The following is a 17,005-nucleotide window of genomic DNA, read 5'->3' on the forward strand; positions in this document are numbered from 1 at the left end:
ACCGGGTGCCACAAGCCGAACCATCCGCAGGGATAACTGCTACGCGAGGCTTGTCAGGCCTCGAATTCAGCCTGCAAGGCAGCACGTACGCAGTGCAGGATGCCAAGCTCAACCCGCCCGGCAAACTGCTCACTGATCGCCGCTACCGGTGGCAACTCACCTTCGCCATCGAGGAAGGCATCCTGAATTTCGCCGAGCAATCCCTCAGGTACATCCAGCGCCTGTTCCAAGGACAGCTGCTGCCGACCAATGGCTTCGGCCAGCAGACCGTAAACATTCTTCTCGCTGCAACTCAGCTGGCTGGCAATCTGCGCGGGTGTCATGCCGGCACGGGCCAGGCTGACCAGCTCATGCCGTAAATCAACCACTGCACGCGGTGCTTCATCATCCGCACCGAGCACCGCCAGGAAGGCCTCACCATAGCGTTCCAGCTTGCGCGCACCGACGCCACTGACCCGCGCCATTTCAGCCAGGGTGCTGGGCTGGCTACGCAGCATCTCCAGCAAGGTGGCATCCGGGAAGATCACATACGGCGGCACGCCATGCTCTTCCGCCAGTTTGCGCCGCAAGGCGCGCAGCGCTTCCCACTGGCCGCGTTCCTCACCACGCACCAGCTGGCTAGCCGCACTGCTGGAGGCCTTGGCGCTTTGCTGGGGTTTCAGATCACGGCGTAGCTGCAGGCTGACCTCTCCCTTGAGCAAAGGCCGGCAACTGTCAGAAAGGCGCAGCCCACCAAAACCGTCCAAATCAACATCCGCCAAACCGCGCGCCACCAACTGACGAAACAGCGAACGCCACTCACCCTCTGCCAGCGCCTTACCAATACCAAACACGGCCAAATGCTGATGACCCACGGTACGAATTTTCTCGTTATCGCGCCCGAGCAACACATCAACCAGATGACCCACGCCATAACGCTGACCGGTGCGGTAGATTGCCGACAGCGCCTGACGCGCCGGCTCGGTGGCATCCCAGGTCTGCACACCGTCGATGCAGTTATCGCAATGACCGCAGGGCTGCGGCATGTCTTCGTCGAAATAAGCCAGCAGCGCCTGGCGCCGGCAGCGGGTTTCCTCACACAGGGCGAGCATGGCATCGAGCTTGTGCTGCTCGACGCGCTTATGCCGCTCGTCGCCTTCGGAGTTGTTAAGCATCTGCTTGAGGAAGATCACATCCTGCAGGCCGTAAGCCATCCAGGCATCTGCGGGCAGGCCATCACGGCCGGCGCGACCGGTTTCCTGATAATAAGCTTCCAGGGATTTCGGCAGATCAAGGTGGGCGACAAAGCGCACGTTGGGTTTATCGATGCCCATGCCGAAGGCGATGGTCGCCACCATGATCAGCCCTTCCTCATTGAGAAAGCGCTTCTGGTGATAGGCGCGCAACTCGTTGGCCAGGCCGGCGTGATAAGGCAACGCGGGGAAGCCTTGCTCAGAGAGGAACGTGGCCACTTCCTCGACCTTCTTGCGCGACAGGCAATACACGATGCCAGCATCGCCCTTGCGCGCAGTCAAAAAGCTCAGCAGCTGCTTGCGTGGCTGCTCCTTGGGCACGATGCGGTAGAAGATGTTCGGCCGGTCGAAGCTCGACAGGAAACGCTCGGCATTCTGCAGGTGCAGGCGCTGAACGATTTCCTCACGGGTGCGCATGTCGGCCGTGGCAGTCAAAGCAATACGCGGCACATTGGGGAACAGCTCGGCCAACTGGCCCAGCTGCAGGTATTCGGGGCGGAAATCATGCCCCCACTGCGACACGCAATGCGCCTCGTCGATGGCGAATAGGGCAATGTCGAGGTTCTGCAGAAAGCTCAGCATGCGCGGCTGCACCAGCCGCTCGGGAGCCAGGTAAAGCATCTTGATTTCGCCGCGTTTGATTCGCTCGGCGATCTCGCGCTGCTCATCGGCGCTCAAGGTCGAGTTCAGCGCCACCGCGGCCACGCCCAGCTCATCAAGGGTGGCGACCTGATCATCCATCAACGCAATCAGCGGCGACACCACCACTGCCAGGCCATCGCGCAACAGAGCCGGCACCTGGAAGCACAGTGACTTGCCGCCACCGGTGGGCATCAGTACCAGGGCATCACCACCGCTGGCCACGCGCTCGATAATGGCACCCTGACGGCCACGAAAACTGTCGTAGCCAAAGACGTCTTTGAGGATGCGTTGCGCGTGTTCGAGCATGAAGGGTCTCCGAAACAAGCCGCGCATTATACGCAAGTGCCGCTTGGGCACGCGCAGGCATGCTGGCGTTTGATCCGATTTTCACCCGCCATGGCCGCGGCTATGGCTGCACTGGCCGCTCTAGACTAGAATTCAGCCTCGTTTACTCCTTCAAGGTAGCCCCCGATGTCCTTCGCCGAGCAACTCTCCCGCCTGCAAGCCTTCCTCGATGCCGATGAGCTGCATGAAGAGGCACTGGACTACATCGCCGCCCACGGCTACCTGACCGCGTTGTCGATCTGCCCAGAGCCGGTCCCTGAGCGCGAGTGGATTGACGCGCTGTTCTCCGAGGCGCCGCATTACCGCAGTGATGCCGAGCGTGAAGAGATCGAAGCGACCCTGATTCAGCTGCAAAGCCATATCGCCCGCCAACTGGCCAGCGACGATGAGCCCGACGTACCGTGCGACCTCGACCTGGGCGAAGAACCAGACGATTCCGACCTGCGCGGCTGGTGCATCGGCTTTATGGAAGGGGTTTTCCTGCGTGAAGCGGTATGGTTCGACGACGCCGAAGATGAAGTCAGCGAGCTGCTGCTGCCGATCATGGTCGGTTCCGGCCTGTTCGACGAGCAACCTGAATTCGCCGAGATCGCCCGTGACCGCGACCTGGTCGACAGCATGGTCGAGCAGATCCCTGAGCTGCTGACCGCACTGTTCCTGCTTTGCCATGCGCCGGAAGAAAAGCCGGCTCTTCTGAAGCCTCGCCACCACTAAGCACGCGCCATGGCGCGTGAGATTCCGGTGCCGCCTGTTCAAGAGCAGCGCAACCCCGTTATTCGCTACGTTCTGCTGGCCATCGGCTGGCTGAGCGTGGCACTGGGTGTTATCGGCATCTTCCTCCCAGTACTGCCCACCACGCCTTTTCTGCTGCTGGCGGCTGCGTGCTTTATGCGCAGCTCGAAGCGCTTCTACCTGTGGCTGGTCAATCACCGCCAGCTTGGCCCGTGGATCGTTGATTACCTCGAGGGTCAGGGCATTCCACTAAAAGGTAAGGTCTACGCCATAGGCCTGATGTGGCTGAGCATCGGCCTGTCGTGCTACCTGGTGCCGTTGTTCTGGGCCCGTGCTTTTATGCTGACCAGCGCGGTCTTGGTCAGCTTGTACATCCTTAAACAGAAAACCCTGAGCAAACCCTGATGGTTGTTACGCGCCCCTAGCGACCAGCACAAAACTGCAAGCAACCTCTTGTCGCGCTCAAGCCAACCGACATTCGGTATAGTCAGCGCGGCAAAAATCAGCAGTACCACCTAGACTTTTCCAATCCCCGGCCGAGGCGCGGTACATGCCACCCCGTCAGCTTACTCATGGATGGTTCAAGCGCCTCAACCGAGCGTTGCTAGGCGGCTGCATCCTGCTGATCGGCTTAGCCAGCGCCCTTGCCAACTGGGACTTCGGCGTGATCCTACAAAATGCCGAAAGCCGCTACGGCAAACTCGGCGCAGCCAAGCAGCGCATCCAGGCCTGGGAAGCGCAAATTAAGGCCAGTAGCAGCAGCAGCGAAAGAGACAAGCTCACCGAGGTCAACCGCTTCTTCAATCGGCAGATCCGCTTTACCGACGATATCCGTCTGTGGAAACAGAACGATTACTGGGCCACGCCCATCGAGATGCTGGTCAAGGGCGAAGGTGACTGCGAAGACTACTCCATCGCCAAATATTTCACCCTGCGCCGCCTCGGCATCCCCAGCGACAAACTGCGCATCACTTATGTAAAGGCGCTCAATTACAATCAGGCGCATATGGTCCTGACCTACTACGCCAGTCCCGGTGCCGAACCACTGGTGCTGGACAACCTGATCAATGAAATAAAACCCGCCTCGCAACGTAAAGACCTGCTACCGGTCTATGCATTCAACGCCGAAGGCCTCTATCTCCCGGGTTCCACCAGCAGAAAGAGCGACTCCAAGAAGCTCTCGCGCTGGCAGGACATCTTGAGAAAAATGCGTACGGAGGGCTTCGCCATCGGCGAAGGCTAGGAGGAACCTATGTCTCTACTCAAGCAGCTATTTCTCGCCATCTGCCTGTTCCTGGTAGTGGCCTTTACCGGCAGTTTTATCGCCGGGGTGGAAAGCTCGCGTGAGCAATTGCTCAGCCAGCTGCGCTCCCACGCCCAGGACGCCGCAACCGCGCTGGGCCTGTCGATGACCCCGCACGTGGATGACCCGGCGATGATCGAGCTGATGGTCAGCTCGATCTTCGACAGCGGCTACTTCACCAGCATCCGCGTGGTGCGCATCCCTGATGATGAGGTGATAGTCGAACGGCGCAGCGACGATGCCAGCGCAGAAACCGTCCCAACCTGGTTCAGCGAGCTGGTGGACCTGCAGCCCCAGGGCGGCGATGCGCTGATCATGCGCGGCTGGGAACAGGCCGCACGGGTCGAGGTGCTCAGCCACCCGCAATTCGCCCTGGCCAAACTCTGGGACAGCGCCATCGGCAGCCTGATCTGGCTGCTGCTCTGTGGTCTGGTCAGCGCCGTACTCGGCGGCTGGCTGCTGCGCACCCAACTGCGCCCGCTGGACAACATGGTGCAGCAGGCCCAGGCCATCACCCGCCGTGAGTTCCTCACCCTGCCCAAGGTACCGCGCACCCCAGAACTTAAACGCGTCGTCACCGCCATGAACCAGATGGTGGAAAAGCTGAAAACCTTGTTCGCCGAAGAAGCCGCACGCAGCGAGAAACTGCGTGAAGAGGCCTACCAGGACAGCATCACCGGCCTGGCCAACCGCCGCTTGTTCGATATCCGCCTGGCCCACCAGTTAGTGGTCAGTGAGCAGAATGCCGAAGGCTATCTGCTGCTGTTGCGGGTCAACGACCTCGGCGGGCTTAACCAGCGCCTCGGCGGCCAGCAGACCGACGCTCTGATTGCCGCCATCGGCGAGCTGCTCAAGCGCCTGCTTAACCAGACCAACCGCTCAGACTGGCTGGCCTCACGCAGCCGGGGTGGAGAGTTCAGCCTGCTGGCCCCTGGCATTGGCAGCGAAGAAGCCGACCTGCTCGCCGGCGAGCTGTATACAGGCCTGGAAAGCCTGCGCCAGACTGGCGCCAGCGACTGCACGCCTGTGGCGCATATGGGCATTGCCGCCTTCCGCCCGGGTGAAGAGCCCAGCCAAGTCATCGGCCGCGCTGACCAGGCCCTGGCGCAAGCGCAGAACGACCCGAGCCGCTATTGGGTTCGCCTGGACGACTACAACGCGCAACCGACGCAGGGATTGCACGACTGGCGCACCTGGATCGACGACGCACTGAACAAGCGCAAGCTACAGCTGTATTTCCAGCCGGTCACGCAATGTGCCGACCGTAATCAGCTGCTGCACCATAAGGTGCTGGCGCGTCTACTTGACCCGCAAGGTGAAGCCATTGCCGCCGGCCGCTTCCTACCCTGGATCGAACGCCTGGGTTGGACCGCACGCTTTGACCTGGCCATGCTCGAACACAGCCTGGCACATCTCAGTCTGCATGCAGCGCCGCTGGCCCTGAGCCTGTCGGCAGCGACCCTGCGCGATACAGAAACCCTTAAGCGCATGTTCGACATCCTCAGGCAGCACCCGCAGCAGGCCCGCCTGCTGACACTTGAGGTGGACGAGCGCCACCTGCCGCCGGCAGCCGAACTGGAAGCGCTCAGCCAGAGCGTACGCGAAACCGGCTTCAGCCTTGGCCTGCAGCACTTCGGCGGGCGTTTCAGCCTGATCGGTAACCTTACCCACCTTGGCCTGGCCTACCTGAAACTCGACGGCACCTATATCCGCGCTATCGATCAGGAAAGCGACAAACGTATGTTTATCGAGGCGGTGTTCCGCGCCACCAACAGCATTGACCTGCCGTTGATTGCCGAAATGGTGGAAACCGAGGGCGAGCTGGCAGTGCTCAAGGAGTTGGGGCTATATGGCGCCATGGGCCGCCTACTGGGCGCACCGGAACCGTGGAAAGACTAATGTTCTAAAGCAAACGGGGTAGTCCGACTACGGCCTACCCCGATTCAAGTACAGCGTTTAGAGCCCAGCCAACAGCGGCTCAGCTGGCAAACAGATAACCTTCCACATCCATCCCGGCATCACGCATCTGCGCCAGCTTGTAGCGCAAGGTACGCGGGCTGATGCCCAGGCGCTCAGCGGCTTCCTTGCGACGACCACGCTCGGCACGCAAGGTATCGATGATCATCTGAAATTCATGCCGACGCAGATCATCGCCCAATGCACCAGCTTCAGCCGGCGAGGCGTCCTGCTGCGCAGGTGCGCTATTGACCACCACCGACAACAGCGGTTGCGCGGGCGGCGTAACGGCCGAACCAATAGGTGCCAACAGGCAAAGATCCTGTGGCTGAATCAGCCCGCCCTGCTGCAGGATCAATGCGCGCTGAATCGCGTTATCCAGCTCGCGCACATTGCCCGGCCAGCTATGGCTCATCAGGCTCATCTGCGCCTGCGGGGTAAGCCGAATCGGCGCGTGGTTCATTTTCTTCACGTACTTGGCCAGCAAGCGCTCAGCCAGCGGCACGATGTCCGCAGGGCGCTCACGTAGCGGTTGCCATGCCAGTGGGAACACCGACAGGCGATAGTAGAGATCTTCCCGGAAACGCCCCGCCGCCACTTCTGCGGCCAGGTCACGGTTACTGGTGGCCAGCACGCGGATATCCAAGGTAATCGGCTTGCGTGCACCCACCCTCTCTACCTCGCGCTCTTGCAGCACGCGCAGCAGCTTGGCCTGCAGACCCAGTGGCATCTCGGAAATCTCGTCGAGCAGAATGGTGCCGCCTTCAGCCAGCTCGAACTTGCCCGGTGCGCTGGCAATTGCTCCGGTGAACGCGCCTTTTTCATGGCCGAACAGCGTGGCTTCGAGCATGTTGTCCGGAATCGCCGCGCAGTTAATGGCGATAAAGGGTTTGCTGCCGCGTGGCGATTGCTGGTGGATAAAACGCGCCAACACTTCTTTACCCGTACCGGACTCGCCCGTGATCAACACCGTGGAATCGCTTTGCGCCACCCGCGTGGCCAACGCCAGCAGTTGCACGCTGGCCGGTTCTTCGGCAACGGGACCATCCTGCTCGCTGACAGAAATACGCCCCAGTGCATGCCGATCCACCAGCGTCAGTAACGCCTTTGGCTCAAAGGGTTTGACCAGATAATCCGCTGCGCCCTGGCGCATGGCATCCACCGCCCGCTCCACCGCGCCAAACGCAGTCATCAGCAGCACCGGAAGTTGCGGCTGACGCTGACGAATCTGCGCGAGCAACTGGTGGCCATCCATGCCGGGCATGTTTACGTCGCTGACCACCAGGCCGAAAGGTTCTTCGGCGATTGCCAGCAGCGCCGCTTCGGCGCAATCCACCGCGCGGTAATCATGCCCACCCAGCGCCAGGGTATCGGCCAGGGCTTCGCGCAGGGCGCGGTCATCTTCGACCAGTAGAATTTTGCTCGCCATGGATGGTTACTCCTGAATCAAAGGGTGCGTAGCACCAAGCAGCGGTAGGGTGAGAATGGCGCAGGTGCCACGCCCCGGCCGCGAACGCAGCTGCACATCGCCTTGATGGGCACGCGCCACTGCCTTGACCACGGCCAGGCCAAGCCCGGTGCCGGTGGTTTTGGTGGTAAAGAAGGGTTCGCCAAGCCGCGCCAGCGTCGCGCTGTCGATGCCAGGGCCGTTGTCGCTGATGCACAGGCGTAGCGTTTCGCCGCGCTGATACAGATGAATCTTCAAGCGCGCCTCACGACCGCCGGCCTGAATCGCGTTTTCGATCAAATTGAGCACCGTGCCAACCAGAGTGTCGCGGTTGCACAGCAGCTCCCCCGCGCGGCTGTCGCATTGCCAACGTACCTGCATATCCAGCACGTGGGGTTCGGCGGCGCTGCGCAGAGCCGCGAACAGTGCCTTGGGTGCCAAGCGATCCGGCAACGGCAGCTCGCCACGGGCAAAGATCAGCATGTCACGCACCTGATGTTCCAGCTCGTGCAGACGCTCTTTCAGGCGGCCAGCAAAACGCTGCTGCTGCTCAACCGGCAGTACCTGTTCAGTCAGATGACTGGCATAGAGCAATGCGGCAGAGAGTGGCGTACGAATCTGATGCGCCAGAGAGGCAACCATGCGGCCAAGGGCAGACAGACGCTCGTGGCGAGACAGCTGATCCTGCAAGCGCCGGGTTTCTGTCAGGTCGGTCAGCAGCACCAACTGGCCAGGCTCGGCATGCAGTGAGCGGGTGGCAATCGACAAACGCCGGCCATCCTTCAGGGAGATTTCATGGCCGTCATCTTCACGCGGGGCAAAGTTGCGCGCGATCACCTGGCGCCAGAGCATACCCACCAATGGTTGGCCGAGCAGATTACGCGCCACCGGATTGGCTTCGCGCACCACGCCCTGACCGTCGATCACAATCACCCCGCCAGGCAGCAGATCCAGCAGGCTCTGCAGACGGTGAGCCAAGCGCTCTTTCTCGGCCAGCTCCTGCATACGCTGAGCACTGACCAGCGCCAGCTGGCCCTTGAGCTCAGTCACCCGCGCTTCCAGCATGCTGTAAGAGGTGCTGAGCTGGGTCGACATCTGGTTGAACAAGGCAAAGGCCTGTTCAAGCCCGGCACGGCTGGCCTGCTCCGCGGGAGCGGGCGCTTCGGATTCTTCAGGGCGTTGGGCGTTGGCGTTCATGGTTCTCTCTCGCGCAGCGAGCCGTCATAAGACAGTCAGTTGCAAGAGAGATAGCAATACCCGTGCCTGAAAAAAATATCCTTTTAAATCAATGCCATAAAAAACAAAGCCGAAGGTTTCGTCAAACCTTCGGCTTTATTGGAGGGGCAAGCGCCAAGTCACTGACGATTGCCTGACACAGAAAGGTCAGTCATCCAGCCCTTCGTCATCACGCCGGCTCATGCCGTACTTACGCATTTTCTCGACCAGGGTGGTACGGCGAATGCGCAAACGCTCGGCAGCACGCGCCACCACACCACTGGCATCATCGAGCGCCTGCTGAATCAAGCCCTGCTCAAGGTTGCCCAGGTAATCCTTCAGATCCAGGCCTTCCGGCGGCAGCATGGCCATCGAATCCACACCCGGCAGACCGGCCAGGATAGTCGCGCGCTCATCCAGCTCATCACGCAAGCTGGCCACCATGTTCTCGTCTTCATCGTCGACATGGCGAAATTTCTTCGGCAGCTCGCCCACGCCAATCACGCCATAGGGATGCATGATCGCCATGCGTTCGACCAGGTTGGCCAGCTCGCGCACGTTACCCGCCCAGTCATGCCGGCACAGCGACATAATCGCCGCCGAGTTAAAGCGGATGGAACCGCGCTTCTCGAACTCCATCCGCGAGATCAGCTCATTCATCAGCAGTGGGATGTCCTCGATACGCTCACGCAGCGGGGCCATCTCGATCGGGAAGACGTTGAGGCGGTAATACAGGTCCTCACGGAAGCTGCCGTCCTCGATCATTTTCTCGAGGTTCTTATGCGTGGCCGCAATGATCCGCACATCGGCGCTCTGGGTCTTGTTGCTACCCACCCGCTCGAAGGTGCGCTCCTGCAACACGCGCAACAGCTTTACCTGCATGGGGAGCGGCATGTCACCAATTTCATCGAGAAACAGAGTGCCGCCATTGGCCAGTTCAAAGCGCCCTGCCCGGCTAGTAATCGCACCGGTAAAAGCACCCTTCTCGTGACCGAACAATTCACTCTCTAGCAACTCGGCAGGGATTGCACCGCAATTGACTGGAACAAAAGGCGCTTCACGACGCTTGGAGTGGTAATGCAGATTACGCGCGACCACTTCCTTACCCGTGCCCGACTCACCAAGGATCAGCACGCTGGCCTCAGTATCAGCCACCTGCTGCATCATCTGCCGCACCTGCTGAATGGCCCGACTGGTGCCGACCAGACTGCGGAACAGATTGGTCTCGCGCTGACGACCACGCTCACGGGCCTGGTCGTACATTTCGCGATAAACCTGGGCGCGGTGCAACGAGTCGAGCAACTTGTTGTAGCTCATCGGCATTTCCAGCGTCGCCAGTACACAGCGGCGCTGCTCTTCTGGCCACTCGGCAGCGACCTGATCGTTAATCAGCAGCGTCGGCAGGAACTCATCCCAGACGGCAAGCTGTTTCAGCATCTCTAGCACGCCACCTTTGGCTTTCACTTCACCAAGCAAGACGCTAAGTACTTCACGACTAGACCCCAATTCCGCGACGCATTGACGCCAGTTTTGACTGTCACACGCCAGATGATCTTCACCGAGAAAATTCAAGATCACCGTCAAGTCGCGACGGCGCTCGCTGTTATCGTCAATCAGGAGAATTTTGGTTTCACGCCACATAATTTATTTACTGATCCTGGAGTGAAAAACGCGCCCGCCGCCCAAACATCGCTCAACCCAGCGCCGGCAATTGGCCAGTAGTTAAGTCAATTTTTTGTTAATAGTCAATTTAATGGCGTGCTTTTTATTGTGTCCGCCGAGCAGACTAAGCAACTGTTTAACAAAGAAGGGGAAATACAGGGGCAGAACGTAGACAAATGCCGGAGGGTCGATACCAGGCAGCACCGACCGAAAACGCCGATCAACCAAACAGTTGGTAAACCTTGGCGCCTTGTTGCGACTGATTCAGTTGTACAAGCTCATGAGCAAGACGCTGTTGCTCGGCCTGACAGACGCTGACCAGCTCACGATAAAGATCCAGCAACTCCTGCATGCGCGAGCGTAGGGTCTCTTCATCGCTGACAGACTCAACCATGGCCTCGTCAACTGCCTGGCGACACTGCAAATCCAACTCGCCAATGGCGGCCCAGTCTTGATTGGCCAAGGCACTGCGCAGTGCACTGCCGGTTTTTTCTAGACGCTGGACTGTCGAAGTCATGGGTACATTCCTTTAAGCATCAAACTGGATCACTGACCGATGGCATCCCAGCCAGTTTTCACATCACGCAGCAAATTGGCAACTTCTTCAAGGGCAGTCACATCATTCTGTGCATTCGCCTGTAGCAGGCGGGTAATCATGTATTGGTAAAGGTTATCCAGATTGTCGGCCAACTCACCACCTTGCGCCAAATCCAGGCCGTCACGAAGGCCGCCAACTATACCAATCGCTTTGCCGATAAGGTCACCCTTCAACGCGGTTTGCTGACGTTCCATCGCACCGGTGGCTTGGGCGATGCGGGTAAGGCCGCCTTCCATCAACATTTGAATCAAACGGTGAGGTGAGGCATCAACAGCCTGGGCCTGAGTATTAACAGATTGATACTGCCGCATGGCTACCATCGCGTTCATGCTGAATGTACTCCAGTGTGTTCCGGGAATACTTCAGTTATCGGCGGCTAACCCACCAGCTTGAGCCTTAACCTAAAGAAATAAGACAAAATAATCAGCTAGTCGCTGGCTCAACTTCCGGGCCAATCGCCACCCACGCATTACGAATTTGCTCAAGTAGCGCTTGCACTTCTTCAAGCCGACGCGGGGTTTTATCCAACGCTACACCCGCTAAACGCCGGGTCATGTAGTCGTACAGGCTATCTAAATTCTCAGCCAGTTCGCCGCCTAACGTTTTATCCAGGCTGGCCTGCAAAATACCAATGATTGACAGCGTCGTGCCTACGGCCTCACCACGTACATCTGGATTGTTTTCTCGCTGCGCATGTAGAGCGAGAGAAATACGATCCAGCGCGCCATCAAGCAATAACTGCACTGCCTGATAGGGCGTTACATCTTGGTTTGTTTTAACGCTTTTATAGGTATCAATCGGGTTATTCATGGCTTAATTACTCTGTTTAACCACACCCGGCAAACTGCCGAGGGCTTGGCCCAGGCGGTCGCTGGTCGCATTTAAATTGCCTACTAACGCATCCATGGCATTGAATTGTGCGAACAGTCGGGTTTGCAGCTGGCCAACGCGACGAGTCAGCGTTTCCTTCTGCTTGTCGATATCAGTAAGGGTAGTCTGAATGCCTTTCATACGCTGCTCTAGTACACCGCCGGTCTGGATATAGCCGTCAATGCGCCTATCAACCCGGCTCATCAAGCCGTTATCACCGGTAAAAAAGCTACCCAGCGCGTCAAAGTTATCGGTAATCGCCGTGCCCAACTTGGCATCATCGATCTTCAGTGTCCCGTCTTTTTGCGTGGTGATACCCAAATCAGCCAGTACACGAACACCTTCTTGCCCGGCCGGATTAACCAACTCATTGCGCACGCCAGAAAGCAAGGTGCGCACAGTCGCATCACCGACCAAGCCGCCTACTACAGGCGGTTTGCCTTCGCCAACCTGGGTCACGTTGGTTAACTCGCTGCTGGTTTTGATCAGCTTGTTATAGGCATCGACAAACTTCTTGATGCTGGCGGTAACACCAGCCTTGTCCTGACCCACGGTCAGAGTGAGCGGTTTATCCGTCTCAGTCTTGTTCAGTAAGTTGAACGTGACGCCAGGTATTACATCTTTAAGGCTATTAGTGGCGCTGGTTTGCTCCAAGCCATCAATACTGAATATCGCGCTTTGTGCTGGATCACCTAAGTAACCAGCCGAACTCACGCCAGCCTGAACGGCGCCATCCACTGCCAACGCTTCTAGCCCAGCATCGGCGGTTACCACAATGTCTTTCCCTGCACCGGTGTCTTTGGCATTGAGTACCAAGCGCGAGGTGCCATCGGCCGGGTTGTTAACTATATTGGCGCTGATGCCCTTGTCTTTGAGCGTGGTATTGAGTTTGTCGCGAATCTGCTCAAGCGTATCGCCAGCAGCAATGTCGACTTTTACGCCGGCCGTATCGGCAGCGCCGAGTTTGACGGTTAGCTGACCGGCCGAAGGTGCAGTGTAAGTGCTCGAAATAGCACCCGTAGCCACCCGACTGCTGGTCGCCAGTTGCTTAACTGCTACCTGATAAGTGCCTGCCAGAGCCGTTTTCTCGGCCGAAGCGCTGACCGCCGTGGTATTTGACGAAGTGGCCGTACGCTTCTCAAACAGCGACAAACTGTTGAGGTCCTTCATCGCCGTCTGGAATTCGCTCAATGCGCCTTTCAGCGTGCCTAATGCAGAAAACTTGGTGGTAGAGGCTTTTTCCAGACGCGCAAGCTGCGCCTCTTTGGGGGCTTTTTCTGCATTGACCAGGGCACCCACAATACTGTTGATGTCGATGCCCGATCCAATACCTGTTATGACTGCCATGCTAACCACCTCGCCGTTAAATTGACGTTTGCTCTCGTTAAACCAGAGCTAATCAAGAAGCGTACCGCTTTATGCTTCTGCCTTGAATAATAAGCTTCGCGCTTCTTCCAGGCTTTCCGCCAACCGCAAGGCGTCTTCGGAGGGAATCTGCCGAATCACATCGCCAGACATCGCATCAGTGACCCTGACCACCACCCGCCCGCTGGAATCATCCAGGGCAAAGTTTAGGTTGCGCTGAATGCTCTGGGCGAACTGTTTGATGCTGGAGATGGCCTCCTCGACGGGTTGGCGCGCTTGCTCTGCGGTCAGACTGATGAACGCGGGCTCTTCAGACTTAGCCACCACTGACTTCTCCGTATTTACTACGGGAGAAGCACCTCCGGGACTAACTGACCGAGAGGCTGCATTAAGCTGCGCTAACCCATTGATTGCATTGATATCCATGACCTCACCTCAAATGGCAAAGCGGGGAGTAGCGCCTAGCACTACCCCCCGAGGTTAAAACCAACTGGCTGTACGGCTTAACGCAGGAGGCTAAGCACCGCCTGCGGCAACTGGTTAGCCTGAGCCAGAATCGCCGTACCGGCCTGCTGCAGAATCTGGTTTTTGCTCAGATTCGCGGTTTCCGCAGCAAAGTCAGTATCTTGAATACGGCCACGGGCAGCCGAGACGTTCTCACCAATGTTCTGCAAGTTGGCAATGGTGTTATCAAAGCGGTTTTGCACAGCACCCAGGTCCGCACGCTGACTGTCAATATTAGCCAAGGCTGCGTCAATTACCGCGATTGCAGATTGAGCACCGCTCTGACTACTGATATTGACTTTATCAACAGCTTTAAGAGTCGAGGTCTCAACTCCGATAGCACCCGTAATATCAGCAGTGTCTGAAGTCACGGAGAAAACACCAGAGCTGTTGGCCCTGACAACGCCAACACCCGTTACAGCATCTGCACCAGCTTCAGTTACCACGAAGGCCGCTGCCGCTGTAGCTACTCCCTCATAGTCAAGCGCTTTAACACTTACAGCCTGAGCACCTGCAGCGTTGCCAGTGAAACCAGCGATGGTAATGTCATCACCCGCCTCACTGATCAATTGGAGCTTACCGGAAGCGTCTGCAGTTGCCACAATCCCGGTGCTACCGCTCACAGCGTTAATCTTTTCCGCAAAATCTGCAAAGTCATTAGCTGACGTCGAGGTAGCCGTGATTGCCACCGCTGTGGCATTAGATCCTTTCAAGGTAAAGCTATAAGTAGCCGGCGTAGCAAGCCCGGACAACTCAATACCGGTACGAGCATCTGCAGACACACCGGTATTACCTTGCTCAGCATTGACAGCCTGGGCAATAGCTTTTGCAGATGAGCCTGCAGCAATGTTAATTGGCGCCGCATTAGCGCCCTGGGGCCCGGTAATACCGAGTACTGATGCCGCTACAGCATTTGCAGCAGAAGCAGTACCAACGTCGCCAGCAGCCGCACCGGTAAAGTCATTAAAGTTGGTACCCAGTGCGCTAGCTGAAGCCGATTTCAACGTCACGTTGATCGTTTCATTGGCATTAGAGCCCACCTGAAATGCACTAGTACCATATGTCCCGTCAAGCAATTTACGGCCACCGAAGGTAGTGGTATCGGCGATTCGGCTCAGCTCAGACTGGAGCTGGGCAACTTCTTTCTGCAAAGATGCACGATCAGTGCCGCTGTTGCTGCCGTTAGCCGACTGCAAGGAGAGGTCACGCATACGCTGCAGAATGTTGGTGGATTGCTGCAATGCACCTTCAGCAGTTTGCGCCAGCGAGATGCCGTCATTGGCGTTCTTTACCGCCACACCCAGGCCATTGATCTGGCTGGTCAGGCGGTTGGAAATTTGCAGGCCGGCGGCGTCGTCCTTGGCACTGTTGATACGCGAGCCAGTGGATAGGCGCTGCAAGGAGGTATTCAGCGCATTGGAAGAAGAACTGAGGTTGCGCTGAGTGTTGAGTGACGCAATGTTGGTATTGACGGTAAGAGCCATGATGGTGTCCTCCAAGGACTAGCGTGTTTGCCTGAGCGTGCGACCTTGGGTGGGCAGTGCCCAGGCACCCATAAAGTTCGCATTCGTACTTTGTATCGGCGCTTGCTGCGGGAGCTTTAGGTTTTTTTGTGAAAAAAAGCTTGCAGTATTCTTGGCGTTTAAAAACAGCTTGTTGCAGCGTTTGATCAGCGTAAACCCAAGGAGCTGCCAAGGAACCGTCGTGAGTCTTGGTCTTTGTAGGCTGGGTTAGCGGCGCCAGGCAGCGTGCCTACAAATAACCACGGTGACGGTGCGCCACGTAACCCACAAGATAACGCGGTGGGTTAAGCCGCTGCGCGGCTAACCCACCCTACTTTACCCAGCCGCGCGCTAGAGCTTGTTAAACAGGTTAAGGCCACTGACTTTCACGTAGCTTTGCTGCGCGGCTTCGAGAATTACTGTTTGAAAGGCCAGCCTCGACAAGGCTTCTGCGTAATCCAGCTCACGCAGCTCAGCCTGTACCGATTTATTGACCAGACCGACGTCTTCGTTATCCGTCTGGGTAGTTTCGATTACGTTCAAGCGGGCGCCAATTTCTCCGCGCACACTGTCGACTGTGGTCATCCCATTGTCGAGATTAGTAAGCGCAACGGCTACTGCATCACCAACCTGAAAGCCACTGGCAGGGCCCTGTAAGCTGGTCTTTAGCTGAGCAATGGTGTCGAGGATGCCTTGCTTTTGCTGAGTGGCGTCGACCGTGAGCTGAACAGTTTCCCCGCCCGCGGGCACGCCTGAAAACTGCAGCGTTACCCCGCGAAAGACCAAGGTATCAGCTTTGTCCGGGTTCGCATCGAGGGTGCCACTGCCGTCGGGCAAGGGTGTATCACCAACCGTTCTGGGCAACCCGTAGACCGCATAGTTGTTCTGGTTAGGCGCCACATCGAACACCACTTCAACGCCATTATCCGGAAACGGGGTAACACCGGAAAAAGCGACTTCGTCTTGCACCAGCGGAGCCGACACATGCAATGTCGAACCCGGCGCAGCCGTAACAGTGGCCTGCACACGCCCTGCGTTAATCACGTTTTCAAAGGTCTTCTTGCCGTTATCACTAATCGGCACGGTAAGTGAGCTGGCCACTTGCAGTTTGCGCTGGCCTTCGTCGCCTTCGTACTTATACGTGCCATCAGCCTGGCGAACGAAGGGCTGAGTTTTCCCCTGAAAGCCTGCAAACAAATATTCACCCCGCGCGTTGCGGGTATTCATCAGCCCCAATAATTCATCTTCGCGCTCGCCCAGCTCAGCGGCGATGGACTCTCTATCGGCCTGACTCAAGGCGCCATTACCGGCCTGTACCGCCAGCTCGCGCACACGCTGCAGCACGGTATTAACCGAGTTTAGGGTCACTTCTTCTTGGGCCAGGCTATTTTTAGCCGCCGTCAGGTTCTCTTTATATTGGCCCAGGACGTTTTGCTGCTGCTCCAATTGCAGCAGGCGCACCGAGGCAACCGGGTCGTCCGCGGGCGTCAGAATGCGGTTCCCGGTGCTGATCTGCTCCTGCGTGCGGATGGCATTGGCGTAGTTTTTCTGCAGGCCTTGCACACCGTTGTTAAATGCCTGAATGGTGGAGATGCGCATGCTTGAGCCTCATGTAGCAATCTGGTGTTTGGC

15 protein-coding genes are annotated in these 17,005 nt (G+C 57.9%); 4 read left to right on the top strand and 11 right to left on the bottom strand.

Annotated features, from left to right (window positions below; translation table 11 throughout):
- Positions 1-53: 53 nt before the first annotated feature.
- Positions 54-2,180, bottom strand: a complete 2,127-nt coding sequence (recQ, locus tag HBN63_RS15415) for a DNA helicase RecQ (protein WP_170050043.1) — start codon at positions 2,178-2,180, stop codon at positions 54-56.
- Positions 2,181-2,345: 165 nt separating this feature from the next.
- Here recQ and HBN63_RS15420 point away from each other — a divergent pair, with 165 nt between their 5' ends.
- The 4 genes from HBN63_RS15420 to lapD all read left to right on the top strand — a co-directional run bounded on the left by HBN63_RS15420 (position 2,346) and on the right by lapD (position 6,153).
- Positions 2,346-2,933 (top strand): YecA family protein, encoded by a 588-nt coding sequence (locus tag HBN63_RS15420; protein WP_090248233.1) that lies wholly within the window; start codon positions 2,346-2,348, stop codon positions 2,931-2,933.
- Positions 2,934-2,942: 9 nt separating this feature from the next.
- On the top strand, positions 2,943-3,356 hold the full coding sequence (locus tag HBN63_RS15425) for a YbaN family protein (RefSeq protein WP_170050044.1): 414 nt from the start codon (positions 2,943-2,945) through the stop codon (positions 3,354-3,356).
- A 145-nt stretch (positions 3,357-3,501) separates the two neighbouring features.
- Complete coding sequence (gene lapG, locus HBN63_RS15430) at positions 3,502-4,194, top strand: cysteine protease LapG (protein WP_170050045.1); 693 nt, start codon at positions 3,502-3,504, stop codon at positions 4,192-4,194.
- 9 nt (positions 4,195-4,203) lie between these two features.
- On the top strand, positions 4,204-6,153 hold the full coding sequence (lapD, locus tag HBN63_RS15435) for a cyclic di-GMP receptor LapD (RefSeq protein WP_170050046.1): 1,950 nt from the start codon (positions 4,204-4,206) through the stop codon (positions 6,151-6,153).
- A gap of 79 nt (positions 6,154-6,232) precedes the next feature.
- Here lapD and HBN63_RS15440 read toward each other — a convergent pair whose 3' ends face one another.
- The 10 genes from HBN63_RS15440 to flgL all read right to left on the bottom strand — a co-directional run bounded on the left by HBN63_RS15440 (position 6,233) and on the right by flgL (position 16,972).
- Positions 6,233-7,639 carry a sigma-54 dependent transcriptional regulator gene (locus HBN63_RS15440; protein ID WP_170050047.1) on the bottom strand — a complete coding sequence of 469 codons (1,407 nt, stop codon included), beginning with the start codon at positions 7,637-7,639 and terminating at the stop codon, positions 6,233-6,235.
- 6 nt (positions 7,640-7,645) lie between these two features.
- The gene (locus HBN63_RS15445; protein ID WP_170050048.1) at positions 7,646-8,854 is read right to left on the bottom strand and encodes an ATP-binding protein; all 1,209 of its coding nucleotides are present in this window, start codon (positions 8,852-8,854) and stop codon (positions 7,646-7,648) included.
- 186 nt (positions 8,855-9,040) lie between these two features.
- Entirely contained in the window at positions 9,041-10,513 is a 1,473-nt protein-coding gene (locus tag HBN63_RS15450; RefSeq protein ID WP_090248242.1) for a sigma-54 dependent transcriptional regulator, read from the bottom strand.
- 241 nt (positions 10,514-10,754) lie between these two features.
- Positions 10,755-11,051: a flagellar protein FliT gene (locus HBN63_RS15455; protein WP_170050049.1), complete on the bottom strand. Its 297-nt coding sequence runs from the start codon at positions 11,049-11,051 to the stop codon at positions 10,755-10,757.
- A gap of 29 nt (positions 11,052-11,080) precedes the next feature.
- A complete protein-coding gene (gene fliS / locus HBN63_RS15460; RefSeq protein ID WP_170050050.1) occupies positions 11,081-11,461 on the bottom strand; it encodes a flagellar export chaperone FliS in 381 nt (126 codons plus the stop codon).
- Between the two features lie 94 nt (positions 11,462-11,555).
- Positions 11,556-11,942, bottom strand: coding sequence for a flagellar export chaperone FliS (fliS, locus tag HBN63_RS15465; protein WP_170050051.1), 387 nt, complete (start codon positions 11,940-11,942; stop codon positions 11,556-11,558).
- Positions 11,943-11,945: 3 nt separating this feature from the next.
- Positions 11,946-13,349 (bottom strand): flagellar filament capping protein FliD, encoded by a 1,404-nt coding sequence (gene fliD / locus HBN63_RS15470; RefSeq protein WP_170050052.1) that lies wholly within the window; start codon positions 13,347-13,349, stop codon positions 11,946-11,948.
- 69 nt (positions 13,350-13,418) lie between these two features.
- Positions 13,419-13,793: a flagellar protein FlaG gene (locus HBN63_RS15475; protein ID WP_170050053.1), complete on the bottom strand. Its 375-nt coding sequence runs from the start codon at positions 13,791-13,793 to the stop codon at positions 13,419-13,421.
- Between the two features lie 77 nt (positions 13,794-13,870).
- Positions 13,871-15,355, bottom strand: coding sequence for a flagellin (locus HBN63_RS15480; protein ID WP_170050054.1), 1,485 nt, complete (start codon positions 15,353-15,355; stop codon positions 13,871-13,873).
- 369 nt (positions 15,356-15,724) lie between these two features.
- A complete protein-coding gene (flgL, locus tag HBN63_RS15485) occupies positions 15,725-16,972 on the bottom strand; it encodes a flagellar hook-associated protein FlgL (protein WP_170050055.1) in 1,248 nt (415 codons plus the stop codon).
- Positions 16,973-17,005 lie beyond the last annotated feature (33 nt).

This window comes from Pseudomonas sp. WS 5011 (assembly GCF_012985775.1).
Lineage (GTDB): Bacteria > Pseudomonadota > Gammaproteobacteria > Pseudomonadales > Pseudomonadaceae > Aquipseudomonas > Aquipseudomonas peli.